Annotated in this window: 15 protein-coding genes and 1 riboswitch; of the genes, 6 read left to right on the forward strand and 9 right to left on the reverse strand. The window is 39.4% G+C overall.

Annotation, left to right across the window (positions count from 1 at the left end; translation table 11 throughout):
- The first annotated feature begins 507 nt into the window (after positions 1-507).
- Positions 508-585, forward strand: coding sequence for a putative holin-like toxin (locus LQ247_RS12050; protein WP_023856690.1), 78 nt, complete (start codon positions 508-510; stop codon positions 583-585).
- Between the two features lie 619 nt (positions 586-1,204).
- Positions 1,205-2,155, forward strand: a complete 951-nt coding sequence (locus LQ247_RS12055; protein WP_376711830.1) for a glycoside hydrolase family 43 protein — start codon at positions 1,205-1,207, stop codon at positions 2,153-2,155.
- Positions 2,156-2,242: 87 nt separating this feature from the next.
- On the opposite strand, the gene LQ247_RS12060 is transcribed toward LQ247_RS12055, so the two are convergent.
- From LQ247_RS12060 to LQ247_RS12075, 4 genes are all read right to left on the reverse strand, one after another.
- Positions 2,243-2,677 carry an SMI1/KNR4 family protein gene (locus LQ247_RS12060; RefSeq protein ID WP_035334158.1) on the reverse strand — a complete coding sequence of 145 codons (435 nt, stop codon included), beginning with the start codon at positions 2,675-2,677 and terminating at the stop codon, positions 2,243-2,245.
- A gap of 94 nt (positions 2,678-2,771) precedes the next feature.
- The gene (locus LQ247_RS12065; protein WP_212930469.1) at positions 2,772-4,145 is read right to left on the reverse strand and encodes a serine hydrolase; all 1,374 of its coding nucleotides are present in this window, start codon (positions 4,143-4,145) and stop codon (positions 2,772-2,774) included.
- Between the two features lie 177 nt (positions 4,146-4,322).
- Positions 4,323-4,610: a hypothetical protein gene (locus LQ247_RS12070; protein WP_224066935.1), complete on the reverse strand. Its 288-nt coding sequence runs from the start codon at positions 4,608-4,610 to the stop codon at positions 4,323-4,325.
- Entirely contained in the window at positions 4,597-5,166 is a 570-nt protein-coding gene (locus tag LQ247_RS12075; protein WP_101560726.1) for a MarR family winged helix-turn-helix transcriptional regulator, read from the reverse strand. Before LQ247_RS12075 ends, LQ247_RS12070 begins: the two co-directional genes overlap by 14 nt.
- Positions 5,167-5,337: 171 nt before the next feature.
- Here LQ247_RS12075 and LQ247_RS12080 point away from each other — a divergent pair, with 171 nt between their 5' ends.
- Positions 5,338-6,528 carry a DUF819 family protein gene (locus tag LQ247_RS12080; RefSeq protein ID WP_146873581.1) on the forward strand — a complete coding sequence of 397 codons (1,191 nt, stop codon included), beginning with the start codon at positions 5,338-5,340 and terminating at the stop codon, positions 6,526-6,528.
- A 44-nt stretch (positions 6,529-6,572) separates the two neighbouring features.
- Here LQ247_RS12080 and metC read toward each other — a convergent pair whose 3' ends face one another.
- The 5 genes from metC to LQ247_RS12105 form a co-directional block, all read right to left on the reverse strand.
- Positions 6,573-7,748 carry a cystathionine beta-lyase gene (gene metC, locus LQ247_RS12085; protein ID WP_231006106.1) on the reverse strand — a complete coding sequence of 392 codons (1,176 nt, stop codon included), beginning with the start codon at positions 7,746-7,748 and terminating at the stop codon, positions 6,573-6,575.
- Complete coding sequence (locus LQ247_RS12090) at positions 7,738-8,862, reverse strand: methionine biosynthesis PLP-dependent protein (protein WP_003180736.1); 1,125 nt, start codon at positions 8,860-8,862, stop codon at positions 7,738-7,740. The genes metC and LQ247_RS12090 overlap by 11 nt, the downstream gene beginning before the upstream one ends.
- Positions 8,863-8,927: 65 nt before the next feature.
- A riboswitch (SAM riboswitch) is annotated at positions 8,928-9,044 on the reverse strand.
- A gap of 410 nt (positions 9,045-9,454) precedes the next feature.
- Positions 9,455-10,102: an ABC-2 transporter permease gene (locus tag LQ247_RS12095; protein WP_231006108.1), complete on the reverse strand. Its 648-nt coding sequence runs from the start codon at positions 10,100-10,102 to the stop codon at positions 9,455-9,457.
- Positions 10,092-10,958, reverse strand: a complete 867-nt coding sequence (locus LQ247_RS12100; protein WP_231006109.1) for an ABC transporter ATP-binding protein — start codon at positions 10,956-10,958, stop codon at positions 10,092-10,094. The genes LQ247_RS12095 and LQ247_RS12100 overlap by 11 nt, the downstream gene beginning before the upstream one ends.
- Positions 10,955-11,338 carry a GntR family transcriptional regulator gene (locus LQ247_RS12105; RefSeq protein ID WP_231006110.1) on the reverse strand — a complete coding sequence of 128 codons (384 nt, stop codon included), beginning with the start codon at positions 11,336-11,338 and terminating at the stop codon, positions 10,955-10,957. Before LQ247_RS12105 ends, LQ247_RS12100 begins: the two co-directional genes overlap by 4 nt.
- 287 nt (positions 11,339-11,625) lie before the next feature.
- Here LQ247_RS12105 and LQ247_RS22320 point away from each other — a divergent pair, with 287 nt between their 5' ends.
- The 3 genes from LQ247_RS22320 to LQ247_RS12115 all read left to right on the forward strand — a co-directional run bounded on the left by LQ247_RS22320 (position 11,626) and on the right by LQ247_RS12115 (position 15,106).
- Entirely contained in the window at positions 11,626-11,748 is a 123-nt protein-coding gene (locus LQ247_RS22320; RefSeq protein ID WP_425332686.1) for a subclass IId bacteriocin thuricin17, read from the forward strand.
- Between the two features lie 132 nt (positions 11,749-11,880).
- Positions 11,881-13,269 carry a radical SAM/SPASM domain-containing protein gene (locus LQ247_RS12110; RefSeq protein WP_231006111.1) on the forward strand — a complete coding sequence of 463 codons (1,389 nt, stop codon included), beginning with the start codon at positions 11,881-11,883 and terminating at the stop codon, positions 13,267-13,269.
- Positions 13,270-13,414: 145 nt separating this feature from the next.
- A complete protein-coding gene (locus LQ247_RS12115) occupies positions 13,415-15,106 on the forward strand; it encodes an ABC transporter ATP-binding protein (RefSeq protein WP_231006173.1) in 1,692 nt (563 codons plus the stop codon).
- Positions 15,107-15,141 lie beyond the last annotated feature (35 nt).

The following is a 15,141-nucleotide window of genomic DNA, read 5'->3' on the forward strand; positions in this document are numbered from 1 at the left end:
TTTAAGATAGACGATATACAAAAAGAAATGAACAGCGTCTATTCATCGCTTCTCTACAGCTTTGAAGGAAAAGCGCAAGAGGCGCTCGCTCAGCGCATCAGCCAAAGCGCCCAGCAGCTTATTGCGACAGAAAAGGACGGAGAGAGCTTTGTGAACGGATTTAAGACGAGATAGAGGCGCCAAAATAGGCGTCTTTTTTCGTTAACATACCACTGACTGACCGTTGACTTATAGGATTGCTATCGCCTACCTTTACAGGGTAGAGGTCGCTGGTTCGAGCCCAGTCGGAATCATACCGAATCGAAACGGCAGGAAAACGTTGATTTTCAACGGAGTTCCTGCCGTTTTTGCGTTTGATTTTTTCCATTCTTACCTCTCATACTCTGTATGTCTTCATTCAACAAAAAACAGTCGCTGATCGAAAGAGTTATGGTAAAATATTCTTTGTACAAAGTTCGGGCTCACTCAAGGGAAGTTGGCTCATCCCCTATGAAAGGGGTGATGCTTATGACAGCATACGAAACAATCTCGTTAATGATTGCTTTCGGCATGTTAATTGCCGTGTTGTCGAAGAAAGAAAAATAGACTTCCCTTGAGCCCTGGTAAAGTTCAAAGGGAAGTCTATATTTAAAATGACTGAGCCAAGCCCTTGTTGGGCCGCTTTGTACACTCGACTCGACTGTTGGCGCAGTCGGGTCTTTTTTATTTTATGCATTTCTTTTAAAAAAATACACCTGAACGTTTGAGCGATACGTTGATGACGCACCTGTGGTCTTTTTATGATTTTGACAGTCTATCTTCAAATTCATATTACCAATTTCAACCCACTAAATCAACTAATAGTGTCATTCACCTCTCGGGATAAATGAAAATATTCGAGGGTAAACCGTGCTTCTTCTTCCAATGCTTTTGAACAACCACATTATTTTTTCATAATTCACAATATCCAAAATAATCCAAAGTAAGTCGGATTAATCACCTCCAACTCGTTAACATTCAGACGAAAAAATGACTTTTGTTTGATTGTTTTTTAAATATGGATATTTTCTGGGTTTTACACTTTATTTCAGGACTACAAAACAAGTCCTTTGTCTGATTGAGAGAGACCGAACCCCTGCTAAAATAAAGTGCGTGTTGTTGGGAAATATTTCTCAAAGGGAGGACCGATTGTTAAAGGATATCGAGATTTGAAAGGAGAACAACTGTGGCTAAGACGATTATTTCTGGTTTTATTTTATTTTTTCTGCTTATTTTCTCGGCAGCTGAGCCAACATCAGCGGCTTTTTGGGATACAAAAGGAGACAACGTTATTCATGATCCTTCCATGATTAAAGAAGGAAATACATGGTATACATTCGGTACTGGTATCGGCAATGGAATCCGCGTCATCAAATCGACAGACGGAAAAACGTGGAGCCCAGCGCCAAGTATTTTTACAACTCCATTATCATGGTGGAAAAAGTTCGTGCCAAACCATGAAAAAAACCAATGGGCGCCTGATATCAGCTATTACAATGGTCGCTATTGGCTTTATTATGTGGTATCCGCGTTCGGCTCCAATACTTCGGCGATCGGACTGGCTTCAACAGACCGGATCTCTTCCGGAAATTGGCGCGACGACGGGCTTGTCACCCGGACGACGACCTCGAACAATTATAATGCGATCGACCCTGAGTTAGTCATTGATAAAGAAGGAAATCCGTGGCTGTCCTTCGGCTCGTTTTGGAGCGGCATCAAGCTGACAAAGCTTGATAAAAAAACGATGAAACCTACAGGGAAGGTTTATTCGATCGCATCAAGGCCGAGCCATGGCGGAGCGGTTGAAGCGCCGTCTATCACATATAAAAACGGCTACTATTATTTATTCGTTTCGTTCGATAAATGCTGTCAAGGTGTGAACAGCACGTATAAAATTGCTTACGGCCGCTCAACAAAAATTACGGGACCTTACTATGACAAAAGCGGCAAGAAAATGACGGAAGGCGGAGGCACCATCCTCGACTCTGGAAACAACCAATGGAAGGGCCCAGGCGGCGCAGATATCGTGAACGGCAACATCATCGTCAGACATGGTTATGATGCGCTTGACAATGGAGCGCCTAAGCTGCTGATTAATGATTTATACTGGGATTCCAAAGGATGGCCGAGGTATTAGTTTTTAAACCGAGCAGATATTTTTCTGCTCGGTTTTTTCTGTTGTTTTAGCAGTCCAGCTTTGTAAGAACTCCATCCAAAAAAATGTTTAATCTTCCATATCTTCAAAGTATCGATCATTTTGATCAACTTTTTTGATAAATCCCTCTATAGAGTCAGCTATTTTTTTATCAAAAAAGAATACCGATGACTTATCGGTATCATTTAAATCAAGCGTTAAATATACACCTTCATTTACCTCATAAAAAACAAGCCTGTCTTCATCTTCATATATATCATCTAAATCAGGGTCAAATTCGTAAATATCTTCCCTTAAAGTGATATCTGCGATAGTAGCGGGATCTAAAAATCTGTTTATTGCACTTTTATTCCCTCTTATAAACCCGTACCCAATTTCTAAATAAAATTCTCTGAGTTCTTTAGGAAATCGGAAACCAAGTCTATCTTCCGCTTTTATTAGATCGTTTTCTTTTAACTCATAAAACTCATGATGACTATTTTTTATAAAATTAAATTTGTTCAGCCTCATGAACCTCCTTATAGATGGCATCAGAAATTCAGCCAGGCTGATATCCCCACAACTTCGAACGATTAATTTTCTTCATGACAAACAACGTTCATACCTTGCTGCTTGATTCCACTATCCGCACCGCTTCTTCCTCTGCGCCATTTTGATAAATAATCAAGCGGGTGACCACACCATCCTCCAAAATAAATTCCACTTCAACAGACAATGACCTGAGGAAAAAGCGCGTTTCCGAGGCTGGAAATAATTCAAAACGGATCTGTCCGGTGATTTGCATATAAAGCCGTTCTTTATCAACTGTCACATCAGCGGCGGTGCCATCCTGAAGTGAATAACTTCCGACATATCTTTTGTAAATGGCCGGATCGATCTCTTTTTTCTTTTTATCGGCAGGGCGATCAGGGATTTTGTAGGCCTTGTCAAACAGGATATTTTCAACGGCTTCAAAGATGGCCTGTTCATATTCATCATCCTGTTCCACATTGCTCAAATAAATGAAGGTTTTTCGTTGATCGATATATCGGATCATTACGGTTGAATAGCCTGGCCAGCCGCCGCTGTGACCGACAATTCGCCCTGTTTCAGGACTGTCCCGAAGCACCCATCCACACCCGTAATCTACAGACTCTCCGTTTTTCAGAGACGCGGGAGTAAAAGCAAGCTCTTTTGAGACTTGATTGATCAAACAATCTGTATATAAGGCCTGGTCAAACAAATATAAGTCATGAATGGTTGAGTTTACGGTTCCGTCCCCCTGAATCCCGTCAAGATAGGAGACATATTTTGTTTCTTCAACATCATCAGGCAGAACGTACTGTTCTGTATGCACGTCATACACATATCCATACGCATAGTTCTCAATGGTTTCAGGTTGAAGCCTTCTGTTATACACCCTTGAGTTCCGCATTTCCACCGGTTCAAAAATACTTTTTTTCATATATTCGGCAAAACTCAGACCGGATGCCTTTTCAATGATAACCGCAAGCAGCACATATCCCGTATTGCTGTACAGCCAACCTTCACCCGGGGCAAAATAGCGTTGCGGCTGATGATTCATCAGCATATCAACGATATCTTGATTAACAGCAATCTTGTTATGATCCCAATGTTGTAAAAACCACTCCATATAATCGGGCAGACCCGACGTATGTGTCAACAAATCGTGAATCGTTATGCCCTGATAAGGAAATCCGGTTATCCACCGTTCTACGGGATCCTCAATATTCAATACCCCTTGCTGTGCTAATTGAAGGATGCCCAAAGCAGTGAACGGCTTGGATAGCGATGCTAATTCAAATAAGGAATCCTCCTGCAATAAACGCTTATCTGCCAAGTTTGCATAACCGAAGGCGCCTTGAAAAAGAATGTCTCCGTCTTCAGCGACTAATACCGCCGCGTTGATCTGCTTTTTTTCATTTAACACACTAAACAGGTTAACAAGTTGTTCTCTTTTTTTCTGTTTCACTTTTCCACCTCCCTTTCTTTATACGCATATGGAAATAAGAGGTTTCAACTAAAAAAAGACAAGACTGCTTCTTGTCTTTGAAATCGCTAGTCTACAATTCTAATAAGTTTCAACATCCTTTTCGCAAGTCACTCATTGATCTACGGTGCGACTCATTAGCCCCAGCACAAACGAATGTCAAATCGATTTTTGATTTCGGCGAAAAAATGTTGCAAACAGCAATAAAACGTTGCTCAAAAGACTTGCCGCCCCTAACCAGACGAGCCATTCCGCCTTTGTCCCCCAGGAATATCCAATGATGATCAGAGCAATGCAGCTTGAGAAAAAGGGTCCTGTCCTGTCTAATTTTGTGCCGCGGCGAATGGTTTCCTTTGTCTGCAGGAATTTATCTTTTGCATGATAGAGCTTCTCCTTTCCTTTGATTTTAAAAGTTGTTGCTTTTACATAAAGATTATTTTTCATCATTTTCTCCTCCGTAGCGGCGTTTCTCAAATTCTCCGAGAATCTTTTCTGTATCTAATGAATTTCCTACGCCAAGCTGAATGTTTGCATTCTCCTCAAAACCGTCTTGTTCTTCACCGTCAAAACGGTAAAGCTTTTGCAGCAGCCGCCAAAATGTCGCAACCTCTTCGGCAGTAAACTGCTGAAACAAGTCAGCCAAGAAATAGACGGACCTTTCGGAACAATCCACCAGCACTTTCTTTCCTTCAGCGGTCATTTCAATATTAATAGAGCGTTTGTCTTTTTGATTTGGCACTGATTTAACATAACCTTTTTTGATCAGACCTGTCATCAGCTTGTTGGCGGTCTGTTTGGTTGTGCCAAGCTTTTTGGAGATATTCGTAAGCGTGGCAGTTTCAGTCGGCAAATGCGCGATGGCGATGAGTGCCATGTGTTGCCTCGAAGTTAATATTTCCATGTATTCGTCACCTCGGGTTTGCACCTTATTGACAACTGAAAACAATGTCGCATAGCTTTGCTGCATCAAATGTAATTCGTTGATTAAGCTGTTGGTATCCATTTGTTCTCTCCTTTGAATATAGTCAACATGCTGACGAATATACAATACTCTTTCTCGTTAATTTTGTCAACATGGTGACTATTTTTTCGTGATTGATCAATTGGACATTCCGTTTTACACTATTTAATTATCTGATAATTAAAAATATAGGATGAGAATAGGGGGAATATAATGAATTCTTCACTCATTTCAGCGGATGATGCATGGATGCTTTGGGGGTTTATTGCGGTGTGGGCGGCGGTGAGTATTTATTTGGAACAGCGGTATCGCTGGGCTGCGGCAGTATCGGGGGCTGTACTGGCGCTGGGCGGATCAATGCTGTTTACGAATGCGGGGATTCTTCCGGCCGAGTCGCCCGTCTATGATGCGGTGTGGTCCTATGTTGTTCCGCTTGCGATACCTTTGCTGCTTTTTCAAATCAATGTGCGGAAGATCCTGAAAGAAAGCGGCAGGCTTTTGATGATCTTTTGCATCAGCGCCCTTGGCACTGCTGCCGGAAGCGTGATTGCTTTTTTTCTGTTTAAGCAGCAGATTCCGCACCTTGACCAAATCGGCGGGATGATCAGTGCCTCTTATATCGGCGGAGGCGTGAATTTTGCGGCGATGGCCGCGAAGTTCTCAACTCCCGGTGAATATGTATCATCGACGGTGGTTGCGGATAATTTTATGATGGCTCTTCTTTTTTTCATTTTAATGGGGATACCGGCGCTTAAATGGTTTCAAAGGCGCTTTGGCGTTCATGAAGAGACGGCCGGCAGCAAAAATCAGGCGGAAGCCTATTGGAAAAGAAAAGAGATGTCCTTGCAGGACATTGCTTTAAACATCGGAACCGCCTTCGCGATCGTTGCTGTGTCTGTAAAAACAGCGGCCTTTTTCAAAGAGCGTTTTTCTTCTGACGGCGGGTTTCAGTTTCTTGCCTTTATCTTGGGTGACCAGTTCCTGCTGCTGACGACGCTGACAATTTTGCTGACGATCGCCTTTCCCCGCTATTTTGAACGGCTGCGCGGCACACAGGAAATCGGGACTTATTTGATTTACTTATTCTTTGTGGTGATCGGCATTCCGGCAGACTTGCGGATCATTCTCATGAACGCACCGCTCCTTTTGGCATTTGTGTTTGTGGTTGCCATGTCCAACCTGCTCGTAACGCTTGCCGCAGGAAAGCTGTTGCGTTTTCGGCTCGAGGAAATTCTCTTGGCCTGCAACGCATCTGTCGGCGGTCCGACAACAGCGGCGGCGATGGCGATCGCCAAAGGCTGGCAGAGCCTCGTCGCTCCGGTTATGCTGGTCGGGACGTTCGGATATCTGATCGGCAATTATGTCGGCACCCTCTTGGGCACATGGTTTTCTACCCTGGTTTAAACGCAAAAAAAGCCGCAGATTCCCTGAAGAGTCTGCGGTTTCTTTTATGATCGGGCGAACGCTCCGGATACGGCTTCCAATGCACGGGCAAAATCGGCCTGCAAATCATCGGCATGTTCCACACCGACGCTCAGCCGCAGAAGGCCGTCGGTAATCCCCCGTTTTTCCCGCTCTTCTTTCGGCATAGCGGCGTGTGACATTTTTGCCGGATAGGAAAGGATCGACTCCACAGCGCCGAGACTGACGGCAAAGACCGGAAGAGAAACGCGTTCCACAATCTTTTTCACGGCTTCTGCATTCTCCAGCTCGAACGAAAGGACGGCGCCGGCGCCATATGACTGGTGCCTGTGAACTGACGCACCCGGATGCGAAGACAGCCCCGGATAATACACTTGTTTGACGGCCGGATGCTTTTCAAAAAATTCAGCGAGCTGCTGAGCTGTTCGAGATGCTTTTTCAAGCCGGACCTGCAGTGTTTTCAGCCCTCTCAGCACAAGCCAGCAGTCTTGGACGCCGAGAACAGCGCCGAACGAATTTTGCAGCTTATAAAGTTCTTCCCCGAGCTTTTTGTCTTTCACAACGGCAAGTCCTGATAATACGTCGCTGTGTCCGCTTAAAAACTTCGTCGCGCTGTGTAGCACAACATCGACGCCGAGCTCGAGCGGCCGCTGCAGCGCCGGGGTCATAAACGTGTTGTCAAGAAGCGTCAGACAGCCGTGCGCCTTGGCAAGCTTGACGACGCCTCTGATATCCGTAATGCCGAGCGTCGGATTTGACGGTGTTTCAAGGTAGATGACTTTTGTATTTTCCTTTATGTTTAAAGCAATTTCATTTAAATCCGTCATATCGACGAAAGTATGTTCAATCCCGAAGCGGCTCAGCACTTCCGTAATCATCCGGTAAGTGCCGCCGTACACATCTTTTGTGACAAGCACGTGATCGCCCTTTGACAAAAGCAGAAAGGAGGTGGAAATCGCGGCCATTCCGGATGAAAAAGCAAATCCCCTCGTCCCTCCCTCAAGCTCGGCTATCGTGTCTTCAAGCGCCGTTCTTGTCGGTGTTCCTGACCGGCTGTAGTCATATTCGCCGAATTTGTCAAAAGAACCTTGATGAAAGGTTGAGGCGTGCTGGATCGGCACGCTGACGGCTCCGGTTGCTCCGTCCGTTTTATTTTGGTTATGAACAAGCCTTGTTTCAAGCGTCCAATTTTCATGACTCATGCGGAACCGCCTCCCCTTTTACTTTTTCCAGCGCAGCTTTTAGATCCTGCTTTAAATCGGAGACGTGTTCGATTCCGACTGAAAAGCGCAGAAGTCTGTTGCAGACGCCGTTTGCAATTCGGATGTCTTCCGGGATATCCATATGGGTCTGTGTCGCCGGATAGGTGATGAAGCTTTCGACTCCGCCGAGGCTTTCGGCGAAACAGATCGTCTTGAGATTTTTCAGCAACGGATTAACCCATTCTTCTTTTTGAACGCGGAATGACAGCATGCCGCCTTTTCCCGGATAAAGAACATCGGCAATTTCCTCCTGCTCTTCCAAAAAGGCCGCAAGTTCCCGCGCGTTTTCCTGATGCTGTCTCATCCTGAGAGCGAGCGTCTTCATCCCTCTCATTAAGAGCCATGAATCGAACGGCGATAAAACCGCGCCGATGGCGTTTTGGTGCTGGAACATTTCCTCGGACAGCTCTTCGCCTTTTGCAACGACAAGCCCCGCCAAAAGATCGTTATGACCGCCCAAATACTTCGTCGCGCTGTGAATGACAAGATCAGCGCCGAGCTCAATCGGCTTTTGCAGAACCGGTGTATAGAACGTATTGTCAACAATGAGCAGCAAGTCGTGCTCTTTAGCGATTTGCGCGATTTTTTGAATATCAGCTTCCTGCATGAGCGGATTTGTCGGCGTTTCTACAAACAGTGCCTTTGTATTGTTCGTGATTTTCGACTTGATACAGTCTTCGTCTGAAAAATCGTCGTAGAAAAAGCGAAGTCCGTATTTCTTCCATTCGTTTTCAAAAAGGCGGTACGTTCCCCCATATAAATCGGACGAAACGATGAGCTCATCCCCGCTTTGAAACAGAGCCATGATCGTCTGAATGGCAGCCATACCGGAACTGAACGCAAAGCCGCGCGTTCCCCCTTCGAGTTTCGCGATTGCATCTTCAACAAGCTGTCTTGTCGGATTTTTTGTGCGAATGTAATCAAACCCTGTGGATTCCCCGATCCCTTTGTGCCTGTACGCAGAAGAGAAATAAACGGGAGGATTGACAGTTCCCGTTATTTCATCACTGCGGTTGCCGATTTGCGCCAGCGTTGTTTGTACATGTTCAGTCATATGACACCATCCTTTTAAAAATAAAAAACCCCTTCTTCATAAGAAGAAGGGGGATTATGCGCTTCTTCTTATCTTCCAAGCATCTGCTTGCTGGATTTAGCACCTTGGTACACTGACATCGTCAGTGCAGACCGGTTGCTGAGGTTTCAAAGGGCCAGTCCCTCCACCTCTCGTGATAAGAATCTCTTCAATTTTCTGATTGTTCTTTACTTTAACCTAAGTCAAGACATTTTTCAAGGGTCATTTTTTATCTTCGAATCGCTTTTATCACGGTATGATCAAAACAAGGTAATTTCAATCCAGAAAACAGAAGAGTCCAAATGTTGTTTGATCGACTGTGAGGAAAGCCGGATTGTGGCCTAAACGTCACAGAAAGACTTAGATAGTGACACCCTAACTAAAAATAAGCAGAACCAAGTTTTCAAAAAGAATCAAGATGATGCAAACGATTTATCAAAATGATCTATTTCATAACACCACAACTTAACTTGAGATTAAACTGATTCAAGGACCCTTAGCATGATTTTCTTCCGTTTTACTGGGACCCATCATTATGGAAGCCTAACGGAAATTGGATACAACTTAGCTATTTTTACAAATCTTTTTTTGCATATATCTTTAGAGATATACTCATTGAAATGAAACCAATGATTAGTGAAACCAAGCAAGGAAGCCAAGCTTGAATCATCGCAGGAAATGGGAGCGTGATTGTAAAACTGATTGGATTTGACTGTATCTCCCTTATCAGAACTGGCGAAACAAAAGGGATTAAAAAAATAATAATAAATGAAATAATTCTTGTTTTATCATATCCATATTTAAATTGAAGCGGAAATAACACTCCAAATATGATGCTTAGCGTTAAAAACGTTACTCCCAAAGCATTAACACTTAACTTTTCTATACTTAGGGGGACAATAACCGATGTAATAATACGGATTACAACGATAAACATAAAAATAACAAAAACAAAAAGATATTTTGCTTTTACAAATGCTTTTCGTGTATACGGAGTTGCGCAAAGAAGTGCTGCCCCATTATATTTATCTTCAGATTTGGCTAATGTACCAAACAAAATATATTCTACAAGAAGTACTGTTAATAGAAAGCTCGCCAGACCACCGTCGCTAAGATGTAGTTGGGAAGAAAGATAAATGGGAGCAATAGCCGTAAAAGCTAATAAAATCAACAAATATTTTTTAATTAACATAAAATCTTTTATGACCAGATTAATTAACATTATGATCCCCTCCGATATAAGTAAGCATAATATCCTCAATCGTTGGTCTTTCCATCACAACACCAGGTATGAGTCTTTTTATGTCCTCTTTTCTATTTGTAATTCCCTTAAATCCGTACTGTGATTGATGCAAAGATAAAAAGAGTTTTTTTGTTTTTGCATTAATAAAGTGATTGTCTCCTTTCACTAAGGCATGTGTATCTAATAGTCCATCTTTATCTTCATTCACTAGAATTCTTCCATTATCAATTAAGATAATCATGTCAGCAACTTTGTCCAGATCGGAAGTGATATGAGTTGAAAAAAAGACACTTTTACCTGGTTCTTTCATAAAATCAAGAAGAATCTCCATTAGTTCACTTCGAATCAACGGATCTAAACCGCTTGTTGGCTCATCCATGATCAATAAATCAGCATGATGAGAGAGCGCTAAAGCAACTGCATACTTCATCCGCATACCTTTCGACAGAGTGGAAATCTTTTGGTTTAAATTTAAATTGAATCGCTCTATGTAAGATAAAAAAACAGTCTCATCCCATTCTGTATAACAAGGTGCAATTACATTTTTCATTTCTTTCATGGTTAATTCTTCATAGAAATAGCCTTCATCTAAGACGATACCGATTTTATTTTTCGACTTTCTCTCATTGGTATCCATATCCTCACCTAAAAAATGAATTTCTCCGGAATCCTTTAAAATAAGACCCAGTATTGCTTTGATTGTAGTCGTTTTTCCAGAACCATTAATACCAATGAACCCTGTAATACATCCTTTATTAAGCGAAAAGCTTACATCATTTAAAGAGAAATTATCATATGCTTTATTCAAATTTTTCACTTCTAGAATAGAGTTCATTTTTGATCTTCCTCCTCTAAAATTAAATCCAGAATTGAATGAAGGTCATTTTTGGACATTCCTAATTCTAAGGCCATTCTGCAAACTTCTATTAATTTGACTTCCACCATGCGATGCTTCGATTCCATTAACATCTCTGAATTTCCAGATGCCACATATGAACCTTTACCTACTCTCGTTGTAATAAATCCTTCGGCTTCAAGTTCGGCATAGACTCTTTTCGTTGTTAGGACACTAACATGCAGATCATTTGCCAAGGACCGGATAGAGGGCAGTTGTTCTCCTTCTTTCAATTCATTGTTGAAGATAGAAGCTTTAATCTGCTCCTTGATCTGCTGATATAAAGGTTGATCTGATACATTACTTAAAATTATTTTCATTAAACAACCTCATTATCTTAAATTGTTATATAATAAGATACACACCATACACACTATACACACCTAGAATTATACAGCAATATCATCAGATTATCAAGAAGCTCTTTCGAACCTAACCACCTTCAAAAGCAGGTTATAATATTTAACAAGACAATATAATCATTTGATAAAATAAGACAAAAAAAGTTAAAATTTTCAACACAGAACAGTAACAATTTCCTCATTTTTGAATTAGTGCAAGAGTTATAATTTAAGTGAACCACATAAAATATAAGGAGGTGTTATTTATGGATAAACCAGTAGTACAACCTAGAGATTGGACTTGTTGGAGCTGTTTGGTTTGTGCAGGATGTTCTGTAGAGCTCCTAAATCTTTTAACTGCTGCCACTGGAGCTAATACCGCAAGTTAATGCTTGATTGCCAATTACTATCAACACGTTTGGAACCTTAGGACTTATTCTATAACGATTGTTTTTTTAGAATAAGTCCTATCATTCAATTAAAGGTAGTACATAAAAGGAACTACCCTTGAAGCATAGGAGATGATTGAATTGAGAGGTTATTTAGTTTGGAAAGAGAAGCTACTAATAAGAAAATTCGCTAACAACTACGAAGCAATGCTGGTGGTTAAAAGGAATCAAACTGAAACCGCGCCTACCCTCAAGAATGAGAATACCTTTACAATAAATCAAACGGCTCTCGAAATCATTCAATCAATAGATGGCACAAAAACATATAATGAGATCGTATCTTTATTATCTTCAAAATATAATGAAAATCCTTTAAGTGTTAAAAAAAAATTGACAAGTTTTTTTGAAAATGTATCAAAAGTATATAATTTAAATATAGACACTCTAGAGCAGCCTAAAAAAAATCCTGTTAATCTAATAGAAGAAAAAACTATCTATCCTAAAGTTGCCTCTATCGAAATTACAAACAGATGTAATGTAAGATGCAGACATTGCTACGGAGATTTTGGAGAAGTAAAATCAGCGGTCATGAGTCTGGATCAAGCAAAATCATTATTAAACGATTTAAAAGAAATAGGTGTTCAATTAATAGAACTTACAGGCGGTGATATAACTGTACACCCTAATCTTAAAGAAATATTGTTATATGCTCTTAAATTAGAATTTGCTCAAATATCTTTATTAACTAATGGTATAGCTCTTTCAAATAAAGTAATGGATATCATTATAAGAAACAAATCCAGGATATTCGTACAAGTTGATATGCATAGTTTGGACAATAACTATTTAACATGGTTTTTCAAAGTTCCAAAAACACTTGCTAAAATACAAAATAATATAAAGAAATTAGCGGAAAATAAAGTACGCTTGAGAATTGCAACAATAGTTACCCACTTAAATGTCCATGAAGTGGAGGACATTGCTGAATGGGTGCATAGTTTGGGTATAAGGAGCTTTGGAGTTTCACCAGTAGTCCCTATTGGAAGAGCGCAGGGTTGCAGTGATTTATATCTAAATGAAGACGATCTTAAGACATATGGAGAAGCACTACTAAAAATAAATAATAAATACCCTAAATTTTTGACCCTTTATCAGGGCGTTCGCTCAGAAATTCGAAATTGTGGGGCGATAACTTCTCACGTTGTCATATCCCCTACCGGTGATATAAAAATTTGCACAATGCATAGTTTAGATGATTTAGATAACAGAATAGGGAATGTATTCGAAAAAAAAATAAGAAAGATTTATGATGAAAAAATCAATTACATTAATGCATTTTTTAATCTACAAGCACCTCAAATGGATTCAGAAGAATGTAAAGATTGTGAACACAAACAGTTTTGCAGTACTTGTTTCTTAAGAAGTTTTTTAAAAGCACAAGAAATAGGAGACAAGTGTGCATGGTTCAAAAAACGTGTTCCAGAAATAATAAAAAAACCGTTATTAATTAGCCAAAATTAACCCTTTACGATCGGTTTTAGAAATTGAAAGCGATATTATATTTTAGGAAAGTTAATCTGAATATACGGGGGAAAAATTGTGGAAGAAAATAACTTTTCTCCCGAGAGCATTTTTTGTAAGAGAAAGGGGGTAAAAGAAGGTGAAGATGAAATCAAAGAGAAATGATGAATATAATGTCAAGTACATTGAGCTATTAACTCTGATTCCTTACTTAAAAAAATCGAAAACACCTCTTATTTTCGGAATTATTGGAATGATTATCAGTTCTTTGCTTACCACTCCTATACCTTATATTATAGGTTATATAATTGATAAGGTAATATTATTGAATAAAAATTATCATGAATTACTTAAAACTATTTTTTTGCTGATCATAATTTATTTTATTCATTACATAGCTTCAATAATATATGAATACTTATTTATTCAAGTTCAACAGAGTGTTGTAAACGAAATTAGATTATCGATGATAAGCAATATTATTGATGCACCTTTATTTTACATTAATAAAAAAGAAAAGGGGTATATTCTCGGCAGAATTTCCGAATCAGGAAATATCAGCACTTTATTTTCGCCCAATCTGTTAAGGACTTTTTCTGGTGTCACTGATTTTTTCTTTTCTTTATTTATCATGTTTAATTTAAGTGTGAAACTTTCCTTTGTTATTCTAAGTATTCTTCCAATATATTTTTTTATATCCAAATATTCATCACGAATAATATCCAAAAGTACAACTAGAGTTTTCGAAACATCAGCAGCTTTAAGTGGAGAGGTTTATGAAACATTAAATGGGATAGAAGACATAAAATTGTTAAACGGAAAAAATATTCATGTAAAGAAATTGACCGGCAAATTAAAAAATGTGGTAAAAAGTTCTTTAAAACAAAGTTTACATTTTATATTTTTTATGCAAAATATTATTTTGACGAATAATCTAATAACAGTGTTAGTTTTGTTGTTCTCAGGAATATTAATTTTACAGAATCAATTGACGATAGGGGTCTATACCTCATTTTCTTTATATATGGCTAAACTTCTGGCAACTACTCAATCAATAGGGAGCTTAGATATAACATTAAAGCCTGTATGTATAAGCATCAAGAGAATTAAAGAGTTTTTAGATTTAAATAGTGAAAATAAACAAACAGTGCAAAAACTAATGGAGCCTATTGTCTCAATAGAATTTCAAGATGTTAGTTTCAAATATGAAAAAAATAGCGACTTAATATTTAATCACTTAGACGTCAGAATTGAAAACGGAGATAAATTATTGATTGATGGAATAAATGGAGCAGGAAAGTCTACATTTATTAAATTGTTAACAGGGCTCTACCCTCCTGAAAACGGAAGGATTTTAATTAACAATATTGACTACACTTTAATTGATAAGAAAAGTATTAGGGATAGAATTGGAATCGTATCACAGAATGTCTTTCTATTTAAAGGAACTGTTTTAGAAAATATTTTATATGGTCAGGAAGGAAAAACGAAAGATGATGTAATCGAATTGCTCAATAATTATCATTTAATAGAACAGTTAAACAGATTTGATAAAGGATTGGATACCGAAATCATCCAAGATGGATCAAGTGTGTCTGGCGGACAAGCACAATTAATTGCATTCATAAGAGCAATACTAAAAAAAAGAGACATTATCATACTAGATGAAGCAACTTCAAATTTGCATATTGAGATAAGAGATCTTATATATGAATTACTGCAAAAATATAATCTTTGCAATATATTAATAATGATTTCACACCAACAAGAAGGACTGCAATTCATCAATAAAATACTAGAACTGACACATTTTAACAATAATCAGCTTGTAAGGTGAAAATATTTCTTAACTCGAGTAAAATTTAAAGAGCT

The sequence above is a fragment of the Bacillus sp. BS3(2021) genome (assembly GCF_021043345.1).
Classification (GTDB): Bacteria; Bacillota; Bacilli; order Bacillales; family Bacillaceae; genus Bacillus; species Bacillus paralicheniformis.

Excerpts from the sequence above, each read along its gene's own strand:
- LQ247_RS12050 (WP_023856690.1), top strand. The coding sequence starts at position 508 with ATGACAGCATACGAAACAATCTCGTTAATGATTGCTTTCGGCATGTTA.
- LQ247_RS12070 (WP_224066935.1), bottom strand. The coding sequence starts at position 4,610 with ATGATGAAAAATAATCTTTATGTAAAAGCAACAACTTTTAAAATCAAA.
- LQ247_RS12075 (WP_101560726.1), bottom strand. The coding sequence starts at position 5,166 with ATGGATACCAACAGCTTAATCAACGAATTACATTTGATGCAGCAAAGC.
- LQ247_RS12080 (WP_146873581.1), top strand. The coding sequence starts at position 5,338 with ATGAATTCTTCACTCATTTCAGCGGATGATGCATGGATGCTTTGGGGG.
- metC (WP_231006106.1), bottom strand. The coding sequence starts at position 7,748 with ATGAGTCATGAAAATTGGACGCTTGAAACAAGGCTTGTTCATAACCAA.
- LQ247_RS12090 (WP_003180736.1), bottom strand. The coding sequence starts at position 8,862 with ATGACTGAACATGTACAAACAACGCTGGCGCAAATCGGCAACCGCAGT.
- LQ247_RS12095 (WP_231006108.1), bottom strand. The coding sequence starts at position 10,102 with ATGTTAATTAATCTGGTCATAAAAGATTTTATGTTAATTAAAAAATAT.
- LQ247_RS12100 (WP_231006109.1), bottom strand. The coding sequence starts at position 10,958 with ATGAACTCTATTCTAGAAGTGAAAAATTTGAATAAAGCATATGATAAT.
- LQ247_RS12105 (WP_231006110.1), bottom strand. The coding sequence starts at position 11,338 with ATGAAAATAATTTTAAGTAATGTATCAGATCAACCTTTATATCAGCAG.
- LQ247_RS22320 (WP_425332686.1), top strand. The coding sequence starts at position 11,626 with ATGGATAAACCAGTAGTACAACCTAGAGATTGGACTTGTTGGAGCTGT.
- LQ247_RS12110 (WP_231006111.1), top strand. The coding sequence starts at position 11,881 with ATGATTGAATTGAGAGGTTATTTAGTTTGGAAAGAGAAGCTACTAATA.
- LQ247_RS12115 (WP_231006173.1), top strand. The coding sequence starts at position 13,415 with ATGAAATCAAAGAGAAATGATGAATATAATGTCAAGTACATTGAGCTA.